The sequence below is a fragment of the Burkholderia sp. BCC1047 genome (assembly GCF_902833155.1).
Taxonomy (GTDB): Bacteria; Pseudomonadota; Gammaproteobacteria; order Burkholderiales; family Burkholderiaceae; genus Burkholderia; species Burkholderia sola.
In genome coordinates this window covers 158,582-179,706 of sequence record NZ_CADFEH010000010.1, presented here as the reverse complement: position 1 = coordinate 179,706, position 21,125 = coordinate 158,582, and the positions used below count along the sequence as shown (strand labels likewise).

The 21,125-nt window shown below is 64.5% G+C and carries 18 protein-coding genes; all 18 read right to left on the bottom strand.

Features of this window, described 5'->3' with window-relative positions:
• Nucleotides 1-15: 15 nt before the first annotated feature.
• Nucleotides 16-951: a KpsF/GutQ family sugar-phosphate isomerase gene (locus HWX55_RS13620; protein ID WP_175976039.1), complete on the bottom strand. Its 936-nt coding sequence runs from the start codon at nt 949-951 to the stop codon at nt 16-18.
• On the bottom strand, nt 929-1,735 hold the full coding sequence (kdsB, locus tag HWX55_RS13615; RefSeq protein ID WP_175976038.1) for a 3-deoxy-manno-octulosonate cytidylyltransferase: 807 nt from the start codon (nt 1,733-1,735) through the stop codon (nt 929-931). Before kdsB ends, HWX55_RS13620 begins: the two co-directional genes overlap by 23 nt.
• Nucleotides 1,719-2,258, bottom strand: coding sequence for an HAD-IIIA family hydrolase (locus HWX55_RS13610; RefSeq protein ID WP_175976062.1), 540 nt, complete (start codon nt 2,256-2,258; stop codon nt 1,719-1,721). The genes kdsB and HWX55_RS13610 overlap by 17 nt, the downstream gene beginning before the upstream one ends.
• Nucleotides 2,259-2,266: 8 nt before the next feature.
• Nucleotides 2,267-3,112, bottom strand: coding sequence for a 3-deoxy-8-phosphooctulonate synthase (kdsA, locus tag HWX55_RS13605; protein WP_175976037.1), 846 nt, complete (start codon nt 3,110-3,112; stop codon nt 2,267-2,269).
• Nucleotides 3,113-3,212: 100 nt separating this feature from the next.
• Nucleotides 3,213-4,295 carry a glycosyltransferase gene (locus HWX55_RS13600; protein WP_175976036.1) on the bottom strand — a complete coding sequence of 361 codons (1,083 nt, stop codon included), beginning with the start codon at nt 4,293-4,295 and terminating at the stop codon, nt 3,213-3,215.
• A 51-nt stretch (nt 4,296-4,346) separates the two neighbouring features.
• Complete coding sequence (locus tag HWX55_RS13595; protein WP_175976035.1) at nt 4,347-5,327, bottom strand: glycosyltransferase; 981 nt, start codon at nt 5,325-5,327, stop codon at nt 4,347-4,349.
• Nucleotides 5,324-5,854: a DapH/DapD/GlmU-related protein gene (locus HWX55_RS13590; RefSeq protein WP_175976034.1), complete on the bottom strand. Its 531-nt coding sequence runs from the start codon at nt 5,852-5,854 to the stop codon at nt 5,324-5,326. The genes HWX55_RS13595 and HWX55_RS13590 overlap by 4 nt, the downstream gene beginning before the upstream one ends.
• Nucleotide 5,855: 1 nt before the next feature.
• Complete coding sequence (locus HWX55_RS13585; protein ID WP_175976033.1) at nt 5,856-7,055, bottom strand: capsular biosynthesis protein; 1,200 nt, start codon at nt 7,053-7,055, stop codon at nt 5,856-5,858.
• 28 nt (nt 7,056-7,083) lie between these two features.
• Nucleotides 7,084-8,316 carry an oligosaccharide flippase family protein gene (locus tag HWX55_RS13580; RefSeq protein ID WP_175976032.1) on the bottom strand — a complete coding sequence of 411 codons (1,233 nt, stop codon included), beginning with the start codon at nt 8,314-8,316 and terminating at the stop codon, nt 7,084-7,086.
• Between the two features lie 63 nt (nt 8,317-8,379).
• Nucleotides 8,380-10,617 carry a polysaccharide biosynthesis tyrosine autokinase gene (locus HWX55_RS13575; RefSeq protein WP_175976031.1) on the bottom strand — a complete coding sequence of 746 codons (2,238 nt, stop codon included), beginning with the start codon at nt 10,615-10,617 and terminating at the stop codon, nt 8,380-8,382.
• A 52-nt stretch (nt 10,618-10,669) separates the two neighbouring features.
• A complete protein-coding gene (locus tag HWX55_RS13570; RefSeq protein WP_050013562.1) occupies nt 10,670-11,104 on the bottom strand; it encodes a low molecular weight protein-tyrosine-phosphatase in 435 nt (144 codons plus the stop codon).
• Nucleotides 11,101-12,270, bottom strand: a complete 1,170-nt coding sequence (locus HWX55_RS13565) for a polysaccharide biosynthesis/export family protein (RefSeq protein ID WP_175976061.1) — start codon at nt 12,268-12,270, stop codon at nt 11,101-11,103. Before HWX55_RS13565 ends, HWX55_RS13570 begins: the two co-directional genes overlap by 4 nt.
• 169 nt (nt 12,271-12,439) lie before the next feature.
• Nucleotides 12,440-13,516 carry a sugar transferase gene (locus tag HWX55_RS13560; RefSeq protein WP_089490097.1) on the bottom strand — a complete coding sequence of 359 codons (1,077 nt, stop codon included), beginning with the start codon at nt 13,514-13,516 and terminating at the stop codon, nt 12,440-12,442.
• A 733-nt stretch (nt 13,517-14,249) separates the two neighbouring features.
• Nucleotides 14,250-15,176 carry a helix-turn-helix domain-containing protein gene (locus HWX55_RS13555; protein ID WP_244140561.1) on the bottom strand — a complete coding sequence of 309 codons (927 nt, stop codon included), beginning with the start codon at nt 15,174-15,176 and terminating at the stop codon, nt 14,250-14,252.
• A gap of 1,278 nt (nt 15,177-16,454) precedes the next feature.
• Nucleotides 16,455-17,279 carry an alpha/beta fold hydrolase gene (locus HWX55_RS13550; RefSeq protein WP_175976030.1) on the bottom strand — a complete coding sequence of 275 codons (825 nt, stop codon included), beginning with the start codon at nt 17,277-17,279 and terminating at the stop codon, nt 16,455-16,457.
• Between the two features lie 152 nt (nt 17,280-17,431).
• Nucleotides 17,432-18,421 (bottom strand): LysR substrate-binding domain-containing protein, encoded by a 990-nt coding sequence (locus HWX55_RS13545; RefSeq protein WP_175976029.1) that lies wholly within the window; start codon nt 18,419-18,421, stop codon nt 17,432-17,434.
• 619 nt (nt 18,422-19,040) lie between these two features.
• Nucleotides 19,041-19,892, bottom strand: coding sequence for a ferritin-like domain-containing protein (locus HWX55_RS13540; RefSeq protein WP_175976059.1), 852 nt, complete (start codon nt 19,890-19,892; stop codon nt 19,041-19,043).
• A gap of 29 nt (nt 19,893-19,921) precedes the next feature.
• Complete coding sequence (locus HWX55_RS13535) at nt 19,922-20,869, bottom strand: fatty acid desaturase (protein ID WP_175976058.1); 948 nt, start codon at nt 20,867-20,869, stop codon at nt 19,922-19,924.
• Nucleotides 20,870-21,125 lie beyond the last annotated feature (256 nt).

Genomic DNA, 21,125 nt, shown 5'->3' with positions numbered 1-21,125 from the left:
AGGCCCGCCGCCCGTCTATTTCTTGAACACGCCGACGACGTCGCCGCCGTCGACCACCAGCAACGCGCCGATGCGCTGCGTCTGCATCAGCAGCAGCGCATCCTCGACCCGCGTACCCGGCCGCACCGTACAGGGCTCGATCGACATCATGTCGGCTGCCGTGCGCCGCAATACGCCGTCGCCATACCGCTCGATCGCGCGGCGGATGTCGCCGTCGGTCACGATGCCCCAACCCGTGTCGCGCTTCACGATCGCGAGCCCGAGACGCCCGCGCGTCATCGCGTCCAGCACGTCGAGCGTCGACATGTCTTCCGTCACGATCGGCAGGTCCCGGCGCGCCATTTCGTCGTCGACCGTGGACAGCAGCCGGCGGCCGAGCGAGCCGCCCGGGTGGAAGCGTGCGAAGTGCTCCGGCTGGAAGCCGCGCGCCCGCATCAGCGTGACCGCCAGCGCATCGCCCATCGCGAGCGTGGCCGTCGTCGACGCGGTCGGCGCGAGTTGCAGCGGGCACGCCTCGCGTTCGACGCCGACGTCGAGATGGACCCGCGCGGCGCGTGCGAGGGTCGACGCAGGATCGCCGGTCAGTGCGATCAGGTCGTTGCCGTTGCTGCGCAAGAACGGGATCAGCTTGATCACCTCGTCCGTTTCCCCGGAATTCGAAATCGCGAGAAACGTGTCGTCCGGCGTCACCATCCCTAGATCGCCGTGATAAGCCTCGCCCGGATGCATGAAGAAGCCGGGCGTGCCGGTGCTCGACAGCGTCGCGGCGATCTTCCTGCCGACGATCCCGGACTTGCCCATCCCGCACACGACGACCCGCCCGCGCGAGCCGAGCATGATCTCGATCGCACCGTCGAAGTTCGCGTCGAGCCGCGCGGCCACGCTGGCCAACGCCCGCGATTCGATCTCGAAGACCTGCCGGGCGGATTCAATATGGTTCTGTCGCATCATCAGTTTGCCGTTTGAGAAGGGAGACGACGCGCGCGACGTCGTCGGGCGTATCGATGCCGGCCGGCGGCGCATCGGGCCATTGCATCACGTCGATCGGCATGCCGAGCCAGAGCGCCCGCAACTGCTCGAGCCGCTCCAATCGTTCGAGCTCGCACGGCGCCGCGGCCGCCAGCGACTGCAACGCCGTATTCGCGTAGCCGTAGAGGCCGACGTGCCGCAGAAAACCGCCGCCGTTCGGACCGCCCGTTTGCGCGGGCCGGCCGTCGCGGCAGAATGGAATCGCCGCGCGCGAGAAATACAGCGCACGGCCGCGGCCGTCGACGACGAGCTTGACGATGCCCGGCTCGTCGAGCAACGCGGTGTCGCCGACCGGGCAGGCCACCGTCGCGACACCGAGGTCCGGCGCCGCGCTGCAGAAGCCGGCGAATGCCCGCAGCAGCGCCGTGGGCACGAGCGGTTCGTCGCCCTGTACGTTGAGCACGGCATCGGTGTCGCGCCAGCCGAATGCACGCGCGACTTCCGCGGCGCGATCGGTGCCGGACTCATGACCGGCATCGGTCATCGCGAAACGGATGCCGCGCGCGGCGAGCGCGTCGGCGATACGCGGATCGTCGATCGCGACGACGATGTCGGTATCGGGCAGCGCACGGCTCACGCGCGCGTGCACGCGGACGATCATCGGTTCGCCGTCCAGATCGACGAGCGGTTTTCCCGGCAGTCGCGTCGAGCCGTATCGTGCCGGAATCACGACGTGCACCGGCCGCCCGTTATTGAATGACGTCATGGCTGCTCCATGCTTCGAACAACGGCCGGTACGCGTCGTCGAGCGACAGCCCGGCACCGGTCAGCAGATGCTCGGCCACCTCGCGCGCCACGCCGCGGCCTCCGACCGTGCGTACGACATGATCGACGCGTGCGCGGACGAGCGGATGCGCGTCGGCCGGCGCATACGACACGCCGACGCGTTCGATGACCGCGAGATCGTTCACGTCGTCGCCGACGTACGCGATTTCGGGGTCGCCCATCCGTTGCCGCGCCTTGATGTCCGCGTAGCCGGCGGCCTTGTCGTCGCAGCCGGTCACCAGCACGTCGACGCCGAGCTGCGCGGCCCGCCACGCCAATGCGCCGCTATGCTTGCCCGACAGGATGCCGACGCGGATCCCGTGCGCGCGCAGCAATGCGACCGCGACGCCGTCGTGCGCATGAAAGCTCTTCATGAACTCGCCGTCGGCCGTCACGTGGAGCAGACCGTCCGTCAGCACGCCGTCGACGTCGAACAGCACCAGGCGCACGGGCCCGCGATACATCGCGCCGCTCACCGGATATCGAGCGGCGCGAGCCGCTTGACCAGATCGTCCACCGCCTTCGTCTGCTGCAGGAACGCGTCGAGCAACGCGAGCGGCAGCGCGCTCGGGCCGTCGCAACGCGCGTGGTCGGGATCCGGATGCGCTTCGAGGAACAGCCCGGCCAGCCCGACCGCCATCCCGGCGCGCGCGAGATCGAGTACCTGACGCCGCCGGCCGCCCGACGCGGCGCCGTGCGGATCGCGCATCTGCAGGCTGTGCGTGACGTCGAAGATCACCGGGCAATCGCCCGTCGCATCGCGCATCTGGCGAAAACCGAGCATGTCGACGACGAGATTGTCGTAGCCGAACGAGGAACCGCGCTCGCACAGGATCACGCGATCGTTGCCGGCCTCGCGGCATTTCGATACGACGTGCTCGATCTGCGTCGGGCTCATGAACTGCGGCTTCTTGATATTGACCACGTTGCCGGTCCGCGCGATCGCGACCACGAGATCGGTCTGGCGCGCGAGGAATGCCGGTATCTGCAGGACGTCGACGACCTGCGAGACCGGCCCGACCTGCCACACCTCATGCACGTCCGTGATCACGGGCACGCCGAACCGGTGCCTGACTTCGTCCAGGATCCGCAGCCCCACGTCGAACCCCACGCCGCGATACGAGTGGATCGACGAACGGTTGGCCTTGTCGAAGGATGCCTTGAACACCAGCGGAATGCCGAGACGGCGCGTGACCTCGACGAACGTGCCGCACACGTCGAGCGTGAGCTCGAGGCTTTCGAGCACGTTGAGGCCGCCGAAGAGGACGAACGGCAGGTCGTTGCCGACCGTGACGTCCGGCGTGATGGTTACATTCATATGGATCTCCACGAAATGAGGACGATGGTGTTCGCGTCGTGCTGCGGCCGCGACCGCCGCCGCGCGAAACGCGGAGGTCGACCGCCGCCGCTTGCCGACGTCAGCGCTCCCCGCTCGTCGCATAGAGCGGCGCAAGCTCGCCGAACAGGCGTTCCTCGCCGAAACGCTGCCGCGCCTCGCGGTTCGCCCGCCGGCCCAGTTCTGACCGCAATGCAACGTCGCCAGCGAGACGCTGCAGCCACGCGGCCGCGTCGGCTGCCGTCGCATAGATCACGCCGGTCTGCAAATGACGGACGACATCGACGTTGCCCGCACAGTCGGACACGACGACGGGTCGGCCGGCCAGCATCGCCTCGATCACCGACACCGGCATCCCTTCCCACGACGAGGTCGACAGGTACACGTCCGCGCATCCGAGCCGACGCTCGACCTCGTCGCGCGACAGCCATCCGGTCACTTCGACGCCGGCCTTCGCCAGTTCCGCCTTCGCACCATCGTCGCCGTCGCCGATCCAGACGAAACGCGTACCGCGCGCGCGCATGCCGTACGCGATCTGCGCGAACAGGCCCGGATTCTTTTGCGCGCGGATGCCGCCGACCGTCACCACATAGGCGGGGCTGTCCGCGGGCCGCGCGGCGCCGCTCGAATGCGCGGTCGACGCAGTCTCGACCACCGCATTCTCGACCACCACCACCGGCTGACGAAGCCAGGTACGAATCGCCCGACCTTCACTTTCCGAGCACGCGACGTAAAGACACTTCCGCACGCACGCGATTCTCTCCAGGCCGACGAACGCCAGGCGCTTCACGCGCGAGATGTCGCGACGCATGAAAGAAATGCAGTGCGGACTGTAGAAGAACGCCGCCTTCGGCAACGCAAACAGCGTCGACAGCCGCCCTAAAAAACCGGCAAACGACGAATGCATGTGCACGACGTCCGGGCCGATCCCGTTGAGTGTCGCGCGCAGGCGCATCACGGTCTGCAACAGGCCCGCGCCTTTCATCTGGACGTGGCGCAACGACACCCTCGCGTCGAACATCGCGGCCAGACCCGGCGGCGTATCGGGCCGCACCGAATAGACGACGTGCACGTCGTGCCCTTCGCGAGCGAAGCGATTGGCAATCAGGCACACCATCGACAACGTGCCCGTCGCGCTGGATTCGACTATGTGGACGATTTTCATCGGATCCGTTCCATGAAAAATGAGCCGTCGCGCACCGACGCCGAACGACCGTCAAACACGCGGGCCGCGCCCCGCGACCGCATCGATATACGCGAGCACGCCGGACCCTTCGATTACGCGCCCCCATTCGAGCGACTTCATCGCAGCCGGATCGGGACGACGCGCACGGATCCGCGACAGCGGAAACACTTCGTCGAAGATCGCCGCGCCGGTGACGTGACACGGGATACCGAGTTCTTTCGCGGTGCGTACGTTCGACGGCGCGTCGTTGCAGACGATCTTTTTTCCGAGCGACGCGTATTCGAGCAGCTTCGTCGGCGTCTGGAAGCAATGCGGCCGGTGATACGGAAAGAAGCACACCGCGTATTCGCTGTCGCGCACGATCCGCAGCGCGTCGCGTTGCGGTACGCGGCCGACGAAACGGATGCCCGGCGTGTCGGCGAAAGCCGCGCGGATTTCGGGCTCCGGATGGCCGACCAGCACGAGCGTGTCCGCTGCGTCGCGCCGCGCGTCGCGGTAGGCGGCGAGCACCTTGTGAAAGCCGCGTTCTCGGCTCATCTCGCCGATATAGCAGAACCTTCCGGACGGCGTTTGCATGGTACCGGCGTCGCCCACGGCCGCGACGTCGGCACCGGCACCGGTATCCACCGGATCGAAGATCCAGTCCGGCACGCCCATCGGCAGCAGCAACGCGCGTACGCCGTCGCCAAACGCCATCGCGTCGCGCATCCGCGCGTTCTGGAAGATGCGCAAATCGGGCCGTACGTTCAGCACGCGCTTCACGCGGTCCTTGACGGCCGCGAGCCGGCCCACCGACAGCGACCGATAGTCGTGAATCACGAACCGCGCGGGCGGCAATGCCCGATAGAAACCCATGATGCACCACAGGATGCAGACGTCCCGATCCGGAAAGCGCACATACGCATCGAGATCGCCGTCGAACACCTCGAACCCGTGCGCTCTCAGCCGACGGCCGTAGGCGGCGATCTCGGGATAGTTCGCCTTGCCGGGATGCAGAATGAACACTTTCATTTCGATTCCTGTCCGTTGTCGAGAACGCGCGCCGGCACACCGACCGCGACGCCGCCGTCGGGCACGTCGGTCAGCACGACCGCCCCGGCGCCAATCCGCGCACGGTCGCCGATGCGAACCTCGCCGAGCACGACGCTGTGCGCGCCGAACTCGACGTGATCGCCGATCGTCGGCACGCCGCCGAGCGTGCCGTCCTTCCGGATCGTGTTGCCGACGGTCACGCCGTGCCGCAGCGTGCAGTACGCGCCGATCGTCGCGTATCCGTTGATCACGAGGCCGGTGCCGTGATAGATCGCGAGCCCCTTGCCGATCTTCGTCTTCGCCGGAATCTCGATGCCCATCAGCCAGTCGCACAACACGATGTACAGCAGGATCAGCGGCGCGCCGGCCAGCAGCGTGAACCGGCTCCGGCACGCGAGGTAGTGCACGATGCGGTAGAAGATCACCACGCTGCGCGTCTTCACGAACGCATTGCGGCGGCAATCTTCGGCGATCGCGTCGGCGGTCTGTCGCAACGTGACGGTCATGTCAGCGCTGCCCCGCGAAAACGCGCCGCGCCGCATCGGCCGGGATACGCGCGGTGCCGAAGTAGTCGATGCCGTCGACCAGAAACGAATGGATGTACTTCAGCAGGCGCTCGCGATCGAATTCCTTGTAGAAACACCGCCCGAGCGACACCACGCGCTTGCCGTACAGCATCGCCTCCAGCCCGACCGTCGAATTGATCGTGACGACCGCATGCGCATGCCGCAGCAGCTCCGTGGTCGGCGACGTGACGATCTCGAAGTGATAGGTCTGCTGCAGGCGCACGATCGCGTCGATCTCGGCCGCGTCGGTTTCCGCCGGATGGAGTTTCACGAACAGGTCGGCGCTCTCGTTCGCCGCGAACTCGAACGCATGGCGAATCGCGTCGAGATTGCCGACGTCAGAGTGCAGCTTGATCTGCGTATCGCCGGCCACCTGAAGCGGCAGGAATACATAGCGGCAGGTCGACAGCGTGTCGGCCGACATATAAGTGGCCTGGCGCGGCGCCGGCATGCCGTTGCGCGCGCGCACGCTTGCCAGACGCCGCCGGCCGACACCGCGGCTGACCAGCTTCAGCACATAATTCGTCGCGGACGTCGCCTTGCGTCCGAACGACGTCCGCGCCTGCGGCAGCGGCTTGCGCTTGTCGCGTTCATAGGTCGACAGCCAGCGCGCATGCGTGTCCTCGTCGGGCAGCGGCAGGCGATCGATGACCTCGGGGTTGCGGCTGATCGTCGACAATGCATTGACGCCCAGCGAATCGACGAACAGCTTGCCCGGCAAATTCGAAATCTCGATGAAGCGGGTCGCCACGCCCTGCACCGTGCACGCCTGCCGCACCGCACGGCACACGAGCTGCTGCCCGTTCCACATCACGCACTGCTCGATCCGCAGCCCACGAAGGACTTCCAACGCAATATGGAAGATCGCCGCCGACTCGCGCTTCGCGCGCGCCTCGGTCATCTGCCCGTTCATCACTTCGATCGACAGTTGGTACGGCGTGCGGTCGGCCGGCTGGCCATCGGGCACGTCGATCAGCATCAGCCGGTTCAGGTACACCGACCGGAAGCCACCCAGCAGCAGGCCGAGATGCGCGACCGGCTCGCTCGTCAGGAATGCGAACTCGTATTCGTGCCGGACCGCGTTCACCAGGCGGGTGGCGAAGTAGTAGCGCTCGAGGGAATCGATGACTATCAGGATCATGGTGTACTCGTTCGTCGTATCGGCGTTCTCACGCCAGCGCCCCCCGTCGGGACAGGTTCGCGTCGAGGACCCGATACGTCAGCGCGATGCCCGCCGCCATCAACGCCGCGCCGGTCAATGAAAAAATCAGGACGCTCGTCGGGGCCGACAGGTTCGTCAGCCGCGCGACGCCCAGCGCAGCGACGAGGCCCAACCCGCAGGTCAACTGAAACAGGAAATCGGTGCGCTGTGCGCGCGTGGCCAGGAAGATCTGCGACAGCGGCACGTAGATCAGCTGCAGAGCGAACAACGGCATCAGGCTGTAATAGAAGCCGACCGAGCCGCGCCAGCTTGCGCCGAAGAACAGGTCGACGAGCGGCCCGAACAGCAGCAGCCCGCCGGCCATGTACGCGACGGCGAGGCCCGCGAGTGCACGCGCGTAGGTGCGGTACACCCGATGCACCGCCGAGCCGCCATCCGGTCGTGCCATCGCGCCGATTGCGTCGCGCCGAAACACGCCGCCCACGCTCTGCGCGATCAGCGAAACCGGAAAGAAACCGAGCCGGTAAGCCGCGGCGAAGTAGCCGGCACTCTGCGCATCGAACCAGTGCGGAATGGCGATCGCCAGCGCGTAGGTCAGCACCGACGCGCACAGCGTCGACGGCAGGATGTACAGCGCGAACCGGCGATTCCTGACGAAGAAACCCGGCGACAACCTGAACGAATACCCTGCGCGATAGCCGCTCAGCGCGATCACGCCCGCCATCGCGATCGACACTGCGGCGGTCACCCACGCGTACAGCGCGAATACGTCGACCTTGCCGCACGCCAGGCAGGCGAGCGACAGCACGAGACCGATCAGGAACGCACCGTTGACGACCATGCGCGACAGCGCGATCCATCCGTAGCGCCTGAGGCTGTTCAGGTAGGCCCCGGCAGCCAGCTGGATGAACGATGCCAGCGCATAGACGGCGACAGGATAGAGGTCCGCCCGGCCGGCGATCGCGATCAGCATCCCGCCCGCGGCGGCGACCATCAGGCCCAACGCCGTCACGTTGACCAGCGCGTTGAACGATTCGCGCGGCGAATCGTCGACGCACGCGAGCTCGTAGCGCAATGCGAGCAGCGTGCCGACGAAAGACGCCAGCGCGAGCAGATAGTTGAAGTGGCCGAGCGACTCAGGCCCGAACCGACGTCCGATCATGAAGATGCAGACGAACAGCGCGATCTGCCCCATCACGACGCCGGCCAGCGAAACGATCGAATCCCGCGGATTGATCATCGCGCCTCTGTGCGCCGCGCGCGACAGGATTCGCATGCCGGGACGCCGGCTGCGCTGGACGTATCACGCATCCTGCGCTCCGTACTCGTAGGCGACATAGCGATAACCGCCGTACTTCGAACCGTAGCCGTACTGTCCGAGCCGCGGGTTGACGCCGTTGAAGATGACGCCGTTCAGGCGAACGCCGTTTTGCGCGAAGCGCTTCGCTGATTCGTCGATCTCGCCGAGCTTTGTCTTGCCCGCCATCGTGACGAGCAGCGCGGTACCGGCGAATGCACCGAGAATACCGGTATCGGGCACGGCGAGCACCGGCGCCGAGTCGATCACGACGATGTCGTAACGCGACGACAGGCCGTCGACCAGCGCCGCGAGATTGCGGTTCAACAGCAGTTCCGCGGGATTTTTCGGCATCGTGCCGGTCGAGATGAAGTCGAGACCCTCGACCACCTCTCGGTGAATCACGTCCTCCACGCGTGCGCTGCCGGCGATCAGCTCCGTGAAGCCGCGGCCGCGCGGAAAGCCGAGATAGTCATGCATCCGCCCCTTGCGAATGTCGCCGTCGATCAGCAGCACACGCTTCCCGGCGCTGGCCATCACGACCGCGAGATTCGACGAGATGAAGGTCTTGCCGACGCCCGGCGCGGGACCGGCGATCAGCACGATGTTGTTCTTCGCCTCGAGCATCGCGAACTGCAGGGCGGTGCGTAGGCTCCGCAGGCACTCGACGGCCGGCTCGTTCGGGAAATCGATCGACAGGATCGACTTGTGGCCGCTCTTGCGCGCGGCTTCTTCGGCCAGGTCGCGCTGATGGTCGCTGATCGGGACCGTCGCGTACACCGCGAGGCCGAGGCGGCGCTCGATCTCGTTGTGATCCGAGATGCCGTGGAACAGCATCGAGCGGACGATCGCGGTGCCGCAGCCGGCGAGCAGCCCGAGCAGCAGCGACGCCAGCGCGACAAGCACCTTCTTCGGCCGCACCGCCACTTCCGGCACCGCGGCCGTGTCGACGAGACGCACGTTGCCGACCTTGCCGGCCTGCACGAGCTGCAGCTGTTGCATGTTGTTCAGCAATGCCGTGTAGAGGTCGGTGTTGACCTTCACGTCGAGCATCAGCCGCACGGCTTCCTGCTGCAGGTCCGGCAGGCGCCTGATCTGCAGCTCGGCGGCGTTCCGATAGCCGTTCAGCGCGGCGATCTGCTCGTCGATCACGGCCACGCTCGGGTGCCGTTCGGTGAAACGGGACATCAGCTCCTGCCGCTTCTGCTGCAACTCGAGCAGGCGCGTCTTCGCGTCCGCGGTCTGGGCCAGCGCGAGCTTCGCCTCCTCGGTGAGGTCGACCGTGCCATGCTCGTCGCGCAGTTTGGTCAGGCGCGCTTCGGAATCGGCCAGTTGCTGCTTGAGCTGCGGCAATTGCGCGGTCAGGAATTCAAGCGATTGCGCGGCCTCCGCCGATTTCCGCTCGATGTTCTGCCGCACGTACTGACGGCCGATTTCGTTCATCGTGTCGCTGACCCATTTCGGATCGGTATCCTGAAGACTGGCGACGACGACGTCCGATTGCTTCACGCGCTCCTGCACGTTGAGGCGGTCGCGGATGTCCTCGATCGTCTTCAGCCGCGAGTGGCGAACCAGCACGAACGCGGCGCCGCGCTTCGCGGCGATCGACGCGATCTGCAGCACGATCGGGCCGCGCGGCGAGTCGAAGCGCTCGAGCGCGCCGACAGTGCCCTCGACCGGCGCATCGAGATCGCCGCCGTCGAGCCGATAGCGCTTGCCCCCGAGGCTCGTCAGCGTGAACGCGTCGCCTTCGTTCTTGCGCGGCACGTCGAAACGCCGCACGTCGATGCGTTCGCGGCCCCACGCGTAGCCGCCCAGGCCGGCGAGGCCGGGTTCGGACAAGCCGTCGCGATGGCGCGCGATCCAGTCGCCAATCAGCGGAAATCGCTTCGGCTCCGCGTCGATGAACAGGTTGAGCTTGTCGACCGCACGTTCGACGACGAGGCGCGACGCGAGGATCTGCTGTTCGGCGGCGGCCGACGACTTGACGTCGAACAGCGCCGATACGTCGCCGAGCAACGACTTGGCGGCCGACGTGTCGGGGCTGTCCTCGACCTGGACCATGATGTTGGCTTCGAACACGGGCTTGCCGAGCATCGCGTACGCAAGGCCGGCCGCCAGCAGCACGCACGTGATGGACGCGATCAGCCAGCGGCTTTCCAGCAGAATGTCGAGCACCGCGACGAAATCGGTCTCGCTGCCGTCTTCGGCGGCTTGCTGCGGCGGGGCGGAGGGTTGGGTCATGGCAACGATATGAGGCGTAGGGGTTCCAGTGGAGCGTCGGCTGACGGCGGCTTCAGACGATACGAAGGCGCTTCGACCACTCGGACACGCCGAGTTCGATCAGTCGCGCGCAGCGTTCGAATACGAACCTGGGCTGCCGGTAAGGGTCGTGCACGTCGAAGTCCGTGTATTCGCCGAGACGGAACACGCGTCCCCGCACGAACGGAAACCGGTTCTCGAGCGACGTGCGCTGTCGACGGTCCATCACGAGGATCAGGTCGGCGTCGGTACACAGCGCGCGATCGACCTGCCGGGCGCGATGCGGCGACACGTCGAACCCGCGCAGGCGCATGACGTCCAGCGCATACGGCGCGGCCGGCATGCCGACCAGTGCGTTCAGGCCGGCGGACGTGACACGGCGCCCCGGCATCGACTGACGCAGCATCGCTTCGGCCATCGGGCTGCGGCAAATGTTACCTTCGCAGACGATCAGGATGGACTCCATCATTTGGTCGCGATCGCCGCGGTCAGGCCGGCATTGATGGCCGGCAGCAACAGGCTGAGCACGCGGCTGAAGCGGACGAGCCCGTTGCCGTCGACGTAGACGACGTCCTTCGGCTTCAACTGGAATTGATTGGCGAGCACCATCGCGACCGGCGAGCGGGCATCGAGGTGATAGACCTGCGGTTGCGCGTCCTGCATCCCGCGTACCACGTAGAGCTGCGCGGCGTCGGCCGTGTTCGCGTTCAGGCTGCCGGCCTGCGCGATCGCCTCGCTCAACGTCAGCCGGCCATTGCGCATCGGCAACGCCGTGACGGGCTTGTTGACCTCGCCCATCACGAATACGCCGCTCTCGTCGCGTGCCAGCACGCGCACGAGGTCGCCGTTGCGCAGCACGATCTTCGACGGATTGCGTCCTTGTTCGGCCATCCTGGTCAGATCGATCCTGCGCTCGACGCCGTCGCGCACCAGCACGATGCGACTCTGGTCGGCCGCCGCCGAGAATCCCCCTGCCCGCCCTATCGCGTCATACAGCGTCATCGGGATGTCGTTCACCGGCTGCGAGCCCGGCGTATGCACCTCGCCCTCGATATACACTTGCTTCGCGCGGAACGATGCGATCCGCACCGTGACCTGCGGATTCCTGAACGTCTTGTCGAGACGCCGCGCAAGCTGCGTCTGTACCTGCTCGGCCGTCAGCCCGGCGACCGGCAACCGGTCCGCGTAAGGAAACTGCAGCGTACCGTCCTGATCGACGACGAAACCCGGCGGCGCATCCGCGGCGCGCGGCGCGGACTGTGCCGGCGCGCCGAGTGCCGCCGCCAGTTCGGGGTGATCCCATACGGTGATCTGCAATACGTCGCCGCGGCCGATGGTGTATGCGTCCGGCGACGAGACGATATCGTGGAGTTCGCCCGGCACACTGCGTTCGGTATCGCGCATGTGCCGGATCAGCGACAGGTCGATATTCGTCACCGGAACCGGCAGCGTGGCGCTCTCACCGGGCGTCGTGCCGCTTTGCAGCGGAATCGACGCCGGCTGCTGCATGCGCATGCCCGGCGCGATACCGCACGCGCCCAGCAACGCACACAGCGGCAGGATCATCACGAGTCGACCGACTCGCGATCGTCGGCGCGGCGCGTGCGCCGGTTCCATTTGACGCAACTTCTGCATTACAACCTCGCTCTTTTTTAGTCTGAAATTGCTCCGGTCGCCTCGCGTCGTGTATCGACCGCGAGTACAGCACCCCTGTCGAGACCGGACATGCCTGCCGCCACACCGTACCGTTGCGCCGCCTTCCGCCACGCGCGATCGCACCGCCTTCACATGCGGGAGGAAGCGGCTAGTACGCGCCCGAGCCGCGCACCACCACGGTGATCGTCCTGAACAGAATGCCGATGTCGCGGCGCAGCGACCAGTCGCGCACGTAGGACACGTCGAGCGACACGCGCGTCGAATAGTCGGTGTCGTTGCGGCCGCTGACCTGCCAAAGGCCGGTCATGCCGGGCTTGGCCATCAGGTAGTAGCGCACGTCGGCGCCGTAGCGTTCGAGCTCCGCCTCGACGATCGGGCGCGGCCCGACCAGGCTCATGTCGCCCTTCAGCACGTTCAGCAACTGCGGCAGTTCGTCGAGGCTCGTCTTGCGGAGCAGGCGGCCGATAGGCGTGATGCGGACATCGTTCTTCAGCTTGAATTCGCGCGCCCATTCCGCCCGGGCGTCGGCGTCGCGCTCAAGCAGCGCCTTGAGCACCACATCGGCGTTCGTCACCATCGAGCGAAATTTCAGGCACTTGAAGCGCCGGCCGTTTCGGCCGACACGCTCATGCCCGAAGATCGCCGGACCGCCGTCGCGCCTCACGGCCCATGCGATGCCCAGCAATGCCGGCGCGAGCACGACGAGCAGCACCGACGCGCCCACGAGGTCGAAGCTCCGCTTGACCGTCCGCTTGACGCGTCCGACCGTCCGGTGGCCGATCTCGAACTGGCCGCGCCGGTCCGCGTGCGCGATCGCCGCCGCGCGCACCTGACCGCCCGCACGCTCGATCACACCAAAGATCGCGAGCGTCAGCGCGCGGAATGCGATCAGGCCGATCCCGCTGGCGAGCGTCCAGCACACGAACCATTCGCTCGACAGCACATGCGCACGATGCAGCACGTAAAGCAGCGCGGTGCTCATGCCCTGCACGACGATCCATGCCAGCACCGTGCGCCCGAGCAGGTGCAGCGCCGATTGCGTCCGCACCTTCTCGTAGATGCCACATGCGGGAAATACCGACAACGCCAGCGCGGCGGCAAACGCGACGAGGGCACCGTCGAACAGGGTGCCACGCGCACCGCCGGTCGCACCGATCAATGCGGGGATGAACGCGCCCAGCACGATCATTCCGATATCGGTCGCTCGATTGATCAACGAATTCATTGATATGAACTCCTAATTCATCACCCAATATCCACTCACGACGCAGCGCGGCATCACATCACGCGGCACGCTGGTTGCGGCGCCTCTGCTTCAACGTTTCCGCAGTGCATCATATTCGCCGCGACTTGCGCCTTTATCGATTGCGTCCGAATCCGCCTTGTTGATGGCGGAACAAATCAAGGCCGATTTCACGAGCGAATTATTCGATCCATTTCTCGAATCGAGCGATGCACGAATAACGTGCGTTCGCACCCATTCATGCCCGGATTCGGATCGGATGTACGACATGAATTTCATGTCGATTTGCAATTCGTCGCGGCCGCCATGCGCGCGCACGGGGCATGCGCATGCATCGCCTGGTGCGTCCTGGCCTACGAGCGAGCATCGGCCGAACGACGGCACTCGATGCTCGCCCAACGAATAAAAAGGCCTGCACGGTGCGCTCACGACGACACGGCAGGCAAAATTCCGAGGAGTACCGGGGTGCCGACTCCTCGAAAGGCCAGTCGATAACTTAATCAGTGGAAATACGCGTGGGTTGATCGATGTCCGACCGCGCCACGATTGTGGCCGAATCCGCCTTCGTCCAATCAGAATTACCTATACAATTGATTTGTATTCCAAATTAATAAAATCGTCATGCTGAATAAACATCGATATCCAGGCATGGAATTGAATTCGGGTAAAGCGACTTCGCCGATGGGCGTCCGATGGCGAATTGCGATCGCCCGCTCTAGGACGATGCGCCGCTCATCCAGTCGCCCAAATCCGACGCGTACAGCGTGTCCGTCGACGCGTCACTGTCTTTTCGTGCAGCCGCCCGAAATTCGGTCGGCGATGTCTGCAAGTGCTGGCGAAACAGTTTTGCCATCCGGTCGCCGCTGCCGAGGCCGGTGCGCCGCGCGACCTTGTCCGCCGGAAGATCCGTCTCGATCAGCATGCGGCATGCCTTTTCGAGGCGTATCCTCAGCACGAACTCGGTAGGCGTGACACCGATTTCGTTCTTGAAGCGCCGCAAGAAATTGCGCTCGCTCATCGCAGCGGCCTGCGCGGCATCGGCGATCGAAATGCGGTTCTCGCTATTGACCCGCAAATGATGCGCGGCCATCCGGATCAGCGTGCTCGCACGGGCGACGCGTGCGCCGAACAACACGTCGGTCAGTTTGCGGTTCGCGCCGGACACCATGCACATCACGATTTCCTGCGCGATTTCGTAACCCATGTCCACCCGGACGATCGACAACGCATCGGAGAAAGGCCCGTCGTCTTCGTCGCCGGCGGCTTCATCGTCCGACGCGCCGCCGTCCGTTCCCGGCGCTGCCTTCTCTATCTCTTTCTGCGCCAGGCGAATCTGCGTCAGCAATCTCCGGCCGCCATGGCTGCCGCGCACGACCCGCGCCCGCTGATGGACATGCCGGACCCACGCAATAAACTGTTCGTCGAGCTCGTCGGTCCCGCTTTGACCGCTCAACACGAACATCGCGTGCACCCTGCTGGCTTCGAGTGTGCGCGCCGCTTCCGTCCAGATGCCGACGCCCGACGACGAACGAACCGGGCCGCCATGCACGGAATACAGGCGCAATTCGTAACGGTCGACGAATGCGCCATCGACCCGTCCGAGCTGATTCGCCAGTTCGAAAACGGCGGCCAGCTTGCCCATCTGCATAATGGAAAAACCCTCGAGCAACAGGACGATTACGCTTGCCCGTTGATGTTCGTTGCCGGCGCCTCTTCCCCGATTCACGCTTGACCCCGTCGATGAATGATTCGGCACTGTTTGCATCTTGCGGCCCTTTAACAATTTCTTACATTTGTTGTTTTCTGCGCCGCATCATAAGGGGCGCTTCTCGCCCGCCGATTTGTCAATGTCTGTTTTCGCCGTGTTGTTGTCGGATTCAATCAAGCCAATGATATGGTCCTATTTATTGAAATTCGTCAATTTCGGTGGAAATACGATCACGCCATTTCGTGGAACATTGACGTGCATCAATGTTGGGAAATATGAATCGGGATAACGCAGGCAGGGGAAATCACCGGTAATGAAGAGAAACCGAAATCGATCGAATGAGCCGTCTTTTTCGAGTGGCGCCGCCGCAATGGGCGAACCGGCCGTATCGCGGCGACCCGCGTGGGCGCTGGTGAGAGTCGTTCAGGCAGGCATGGTCGAATGTCGCTCAGGCCGGGTGAAGCCGGCGATTTCGCGCAAACGTCATCCCGGGATTTTGGCCAGCCGTTTAAGGAAAATTCAGATCGTGCGTGACCTCGGATCGGTAATGAAATACCGGTTCCATCGTCGAATCTTTCGGTATAGCGGCACGCAAACGTTTGTCGTTGAAGAAACCGAACCCATGGCCGATACACGGGATCACACGGAATAACCAAGGGTTACATGCGATTACGATTGATTACACTGGACGATTCGTTCGCGTGCCGGATCCTATGCCGTTTGTCGGACTTGTCGGTATCGATCCGTCATAGGGCAGTTCGTCCGGCGCGCTCATCGAATTCGGATCGACTCGTTTTGATGGGCGTTCGCGTCGGTCGAATGCGGCGCATGCGATATGCGCGTTGCCCTGCCCGCACCGTCTGCCCGGGATCAGGAACGGAGAAAACGGTTGCGGGCGCCCCCCAGATGCGTTTCTGTCATGCACACGGCGTGCAACAAACTTTCGTTCGTACCTCCGATTTTCGTGTGTCGACTGGCAACCTCAATTCCCAATCGAATCGGTAGTACTCCGGAAGATGGGTGGTCGATCGCGACCATTCGGCCGCGCGACCCGACGGCCGCGCTCACGCCCACGCAATCAGGATCGTTAGAAACCCGGCAGCCGCGTGCATGTCCGTCCGACACTTCCGACCGCTGCGCTGCGGCGGCTCGCCACCGGAAAAACCGATCTGCGCGGCGCCGAGCGCGCGGGCGTCGCCGTTCGCGCGATCGTCAGTTCGACGGCAGTTGCTGCGCGTCGAACCAGTCGAGCAGCGTGCGCGTGACGAACGCCGGATTTTCCAGGTTCGAGATATGGCCGGCGTCGGGCACCAGCGCATGCGCGCAACCGATCACGCTCGCCATCTTCACGGTTTCCGACGGCGGGCGCGCCATGTCGCCCGCGCCGCACATCAGCAGCGTGCGTGCGGCATCGAGTTCGGCGAGTGTCGCGAGCGTATCGGGCCGGCCGAAGATCAGCCGGCCGAGCGGCGCGATCGATTGCCGCAGCCGGTCGGCCGGCAGGTTCGCGAGCGCATCGCGAAACGCCGTCGGCACCGGGTCGTCGAGATTGACATCCGGCCGGAAGAACAGCGGCACGATCGCGTCGAGCAGCGGCGGCGCGATGCGGCCCGCTGCCTCGATCGCGTCGAGCATCCCGAAGTAGCGGGCGCGCGTCGCATCCGGTTCGGCTTCGAGCGACGCATCCATGATCACGAGCGAGCGCACGCGCTGCGGCTCGCGCAACGCGAGCCGCGCGCCCCACATGCCGCCGACGCTGAGCCCGACGATCGTGCACTGTTCGATCTCCAGCGCGTCGAGCAGCGCGCTGGCGTGCGCGGCGAGATCGTCGAGCGTGTGCGTGCCGTCCGGCAGCGCGCCCGATTCGCCATGCCCCCACAGATCCGGCACGATCACGCGATACCGGCGCGACAGTGCGTCGATTTGCGGCGCCCACATCGTCGCGTCCCACAGATAGCTGTGCCCGAGCAGCACCGGAAAACCGGCGCCGTGATCGAGGTAGTGCAGGGTACTGCCATGAATACTGTGTGCGGGCATGCTGTCTCCGGATGTGAGGACGCGGCGATGGCCCGGAAACGGGTGCCGCAGTCGGCGGCGTTCTGCGACGAACGCGAAGCGGCGCATCATCGCACAGGTTGCAGGCGTCGTGCATGACGCCGCGCACGACGCATTCGCCACGCCGCGCCGCGCTATCCGACGCGGTACATCGGCAGCACGTTGCTGCCGGCGATGCCCGGCTCTTCCTCGAGCGAATGACACGCTTGTTCGAGCAACCAGTTGGTCAGCACCGCGATATCGAATTCGTTGCACGCATCGGGGTTCTGCACGAGCACGTAGCTGCCCGATGCAACGGTGCAGTGCGGGAACAGCTCGACGAGCCGCCCCTGCTTCAACAGCCCGTCGACGAGGGGCCGCCTGCCGATCGCGATACCGTGGCCGTCGACCGCGGCCTGGACCAGTTGATCGTACTGGCTGAAGTGCAGCGCGCCGGCCGGCCGCAGCCGCGGCACGCCGAGTTCCTTCAACAAATGGCTCCAGCCGTGCCACGGCCATTCGCCGCGCGGGTCGTCGAGGTGCAGCAGCACGTGCTTGTCGAGGTCGGCCGGCTTCATCGACGCGGCGTCGCCCGCCGCCACCAGGCTCGGGCTGCACACCGCGACGACACGCTCGCGAAACAGCACGTCCGTATCGTCGGTCGACGTATACGGGCCTGCATAGCGCACGGCCAGGTGCAAACGTTTGCGTTTGAGATCTTCGATTTCGCTCGTGGCCGACACGCGCACGTCGATGTCCGGATAGCTGGCGCGGAACGAACCGAGGCGTGGAATCAGCCACAGCGCGGCGAACGAGACGGTGGTCGACAACGAGATGGCGCGCTGGCCGACACTCGACGACAGCTTGCCGACCACCGATTCCAGGTCGGACAACGCGAACGAGATCGCGTCGTACAGCTCGCGCCCCTTGTCGGTCAGCGTCAACGAACGAATGTGCCGATGGAACAGCTCGATCCGGAGCTGCTCTTCGAGCGCCTTGACCTGCCGACTCACGGCCGATTGCGTGACGTTCAGTTCCTGCCCCGCCCGCGTGAAGCTCAAATGGCGCGCCGCGCATTCGAAGCCTCTCAGGAAATCCAGCGAAGGCAGACTTCTCAATCGCTTTGCCAATCTCACATTAGCCATACCGCCGCCTCAAAGTTGCACCCATCGACAGATAAGTCGCCGTTCTCTCCCTGAATCGTCTCTCCCATTTGGATTCGGAAACGATTTTATATTGAAGCATGGATGCACATCATTCTTATTTTCAATCGTGACACTTGTATTTATCTATCGATTTTGATCGCACCAATATACTTACACGAACATTATCCCGGTAGTGATTTTGTAAATTAATATGCGAACGAATCCAGCACTCCAAATAGTCGATAAACTCCTTCAAAAACATAGGATTACCGCCAGAATACGACGCTATCGTGTCGATCTCTTCGCACAAGGAGATGCATCATCCGATTCCTACAATTCAATTTCAATCAGCCAACTTTTAAATTTATTTTCCCGAATTTCGAAAGATAACCGGTCGGTAACATACACGAAAATGCCATCTAAATCCGGAATTCCGTGTTTACATAAATATGCTAAACGGATGAATTTCAAAGCTGCCATGCAATTTCAAGCAACTGATGCGTCGATTATGTCCGGAAATGATTAATTCGCCGGCCGGTAGCGCCGTTCGGCCGCATGGCGTTCGGATGTCGGCCGGATTCCGGCCCGCACCGCGCGACGGGCTGCCTGTATCGATCCGCTACGGGCGGCCCACCGCGCCATTCGTCCGCGCGGTCACTTCGCGGCGATAGCGGTTCAGTTCCTGCGCGGTCGCGAACGTGCGCTCGAACAGGATCGACAGGTTGTGCAGGATCCGCTCGACGACCTTCTGCTCCCACTCGCCGTCGAAACGGATCTGCTCGTCGAGCCAGCGCTCGAGCCATTCCGGATCGGGCAGGCGCGACTGCACGGTGTCGCGCGGGAACAGCGCCTGGTTCACGTGCAGGTTGGTCGGGTGCAGCGGCTTCTCGGTGCGACGCGCCGACGCCATCAGCACGCCGATCTTCGCGAAGGCGGCACGCGCGACGTCGCCGTGGTCGTTCAGCGCCTTCTTCATATAGCGCAGGTAAGCGCCGCCATGACGCGCTTCATCTCGCGAAATCGTTTCGTAAATCTGCTTGATGACGGGCTCGGTGTGCCAGTCGGCTGCGCAGCGGTACCAGTGATTCAGACGGATCTCACCGCAGAAGTGCAGCATCAGCGTCTCGAGCGGCGGCGCCGGATCGAACTCGAAACGCACCGCGTGCAGTTCCGCTTCGGTCGGCACCCGCTCCGGCCTGAAGCGGCGCAGGTATTCCATCAGCACGAGCGAATGCTTCTGCTCCTCGAAGAACCACACGCTCATGAACGCGGAAAAATCGCTGTCGTGCCGGTTGTCGCGCAGGAACATTTCCGTCGCGGGCAGTGCCGACCATTCGGTGATCGCGTTCATCCTGATCGTCTCGGCCTGCTCGTCGGTGAGCAACGCGGGATCGAACCGGTTCCACGGAATGTCCTTCTCCATGTCCCAGCGAACCGCTTCGAGCGACCTGAACAGTTCCGGATAGAGCATCGTCGTCCCGAGATAGTCGGCAGCGGTAGTCATGCCGATTGCGTGGACGCCGACGCAACCGCTTCGGCATCGGGCTCGCGATCGTCCCGATCGTCGTCCACCGAGCGCGGCGTCAGCCGGCCGCGCAGCAACGCGTAGTAGAACTGCCGGTACGTGCGGTGGTAATAGCGGATGCGCGGCGCGATCGCGCCATGCAGATCGTGCAGGCGCTCGATCGGCAGGTTCGGCATCATGTGATGCTCGACGTGATAGTTGTTGCCGTTCGTGAACCATGTCATGAACGCATTGCTCTCGATCGTCCGCGTGTTGCGGAACGGGTCGGTGCTCGTCAGGTCGCAGCGGTAGTGCTCGGGCATCTCGACCAGCGCATGCACGGGCGCCGCGACGCACACGAGCGGCACGACCCACACCCAGACGACACACCACGTGTGCAGCGCGAACGACAGCGCGGCCAGCAGCGCGATCGCCGCCGCCATCAGCAAGTAGTTGCGGCGGATCGCACGCGACACGAGCGCGTTGTCGCCGAAGCGCGCGCCCGGCACGACGAGCTTCGCAACGCTCTTCGCGAACTGGATATAGTGCGCGGCCATCGACAGCCGCCACGCCCACAGCCCGACATTGACGACGGGGCGTGCGCCGTACTGGTCGCCGTAGTCGAAGAACTCCTTGTTCTCCGGCGTGCCGAGCAGCCGGTGATGGCGCAGGTGGCTGTCCTGGTACGCGTGGAACGACACGAGCATCGGCATGCCGAGCAGCACGCCGAACACCATGTTCAGGCGCTTGCTGCGGAACCCCTGGTAATGCAGCGCCTGGTGCTGCAGCTCGACGCCGTGCGCATACATCGCACCGATCAGCAGGATGCCGACGATCTTCAGGATCACGAGCGCCGACAGCGCGAACATCATCCCGTGCGCGATGAGCGCGACGTACACCGCCAGCTTCAGCGAGAAGACCACGCCGCTCGGGCGGCTCTTCATGTCTGCAACCAATTTCGTGCGGGCGACCAGCGATGAGGTGACGGACAAGACGCTCTCCTTGAGCCGGGCCCTGCCGGCACGATGACGCGGCGGCGCTGGCGCGCTGCCGGGATGCAATTCTTCTGTGAGTCGATGTTTCGGACAAACGAATTTTCCGAACGCATTGCATGACGCCTGCGCATGAGCGCACCACATCGTGAACTAGACGACCGGTCGAATGAGACAGACCAGTCACCTAGTGCGTATTCACCGTTCA